Genomic DNA, 1,520 nt, shown 5'->3' with positions numbered 1-1,520 from the left:
AACAGCTTAGAGTTTAAACCCAACCAACAAAACGCACTTGGCTAAGAAGCGACATACGACAAACAACCACGGTTTGAAGCGCTTTAACTGGCAAAGGATTCGTTCGACCAACCTGACAACCAAGTGCGGCTAAGCTATTTTTAAGCACATTAGTCATCAAAACAAAGAAAACGCACCAACGAATTAGCAACAATGTTAGAACCAGTAAGTGACTCACTCACCGCAAACACTTCCAACATAGTGCCACCGGAAAGTTCGTGAGGTTGGAAAACGAACAGGTGAATAGCTAGAACGTAGAGCAAGGCTCTTAAACCACAAACGCTTTTCTGCTCCTTGCAAACTAACGCTAAGCTAAGTAGTGAGCAACGCAATACGAAGCCACCGCATCACACCTTAAACACAGAAATCAACGCATACTAAAAATGCCACGCGTTGCGAATCTGCCTTAAGCGCTTTGTTAGTTTGCCACCACGATGAAACCAGAGGTTTAGCGCCAAGGTGCTGAATTAGCTATGAAAGTACTGGCTTTGAACACAAAAGTAAAACAAGCAGCTTAGAATTTAAATCCAACCGACAAAACGGACTTGGCTAAGAAGCGACATACGAAAAATGACTACGGTTTGAAGCGCTTTAACTGGCAAAGGATTCATTCGACTAACCTGACAACCAAGTGCGACCAAGCCATTTATAAGCACCTTAGCCACCAAGACAAAGAAAACGCACCAAAGAACTAGCAACAATGTTAGAACCTGTAAGTAACTAACTCACCGCAAACGCTTCCGACATAATGCCACCGGAAAGTGCGTGAGATTAGAAAACGAACAGGTGTAAAGCATAAAAACCGGACTATGCTCTTAGACCACAAACGCTTTTCTGCCCTTTGCAAACTAACGCCGCATTAAGGTGTGAGCGGCGCTTGGCTATACTTGAGCGAAGCGAAACTGCCAAGCGTTGCGAATCACTCTTAAATGCTTTGTTATGGCTCTGGACTTGAAAGGAACTCTGCAGCAACCCAACCTTTAACTCCATTACCTTTAATAAGCACCCAACTGCCACTTGTTTGAATAACCTCAACCTTGTCCCCTGCAACCACTTGATTGACTACCTTTGAGTTAGTCGTTGGTTCAGCTCTTACACGTAAACTTTTAACTTCAACGGTACTAAACGAGGTGACTGATTCAGGAGGAGAACCAAAAAAGTTGGCTACTAATAAGAAAGCTACAATAGTTAGCAACGTTTTACCTAGTAAGGAACTACCTTTACCAGTGTTTGACGAGACTTCCTTTGGATTACTGCTACCCGTTAAATTCTGACTATATGAAAGGCCGGAACCGGGAATTCCTACCGTTGCTTTCACACCCTTTTTGCCAATATTTACCGTAGCACCTGGCTTTCCGATTGAGGTGCTAACACCACTTTTACTAACGTTAACATGAAGTCCTGGTGCAATTTTTATACGTTTTCGAAATTTGAATCCCATAATCCCCTCTCGATAGCCAAACGTTGAATATCGTGTGAGC

Annotated in this window: 2 protein-coding genes; both read right to left on the bottom strand. The window is 43.2% G+C overall.

The features are described from left to right. Positions 1-13: 13 nt before the first annotated feature. Positions 14-217, bottom strand: a complete 204-nt coding sequence (locus OCT63_RS21325; RefSeq protein WP_269984589.1) for a hypothetical protein — start codon at positions 215-217, stop codon at positions 14-16. Positions 218-976: 759 nt separating this feature from the next. After that, positions 977-1,520, bottom strand: a 544-nt coding sequence (locus OCT63_RS21320) for a DUF4236 domain-containing protein (RefSeq protein ID WP_269984588.1), incomplete at its 5' end; no start/stop codon positions are given.

The sequence above is a fragment of the Vibrio sp. RW genome, from assembly GCF_027587105.1.
Classification (GTDB): domain Bacteria; phylum Pseudomonadota; class Gammaproteobacteria; order Enterobacterales; family Vibrionaceae; genus Vibrio; species Vibrio toranzoniae.
Note: the sequence above shows the minus strand (reverse complement) of the source record. Positions and strands in the feature narration are given on the sequence as shown.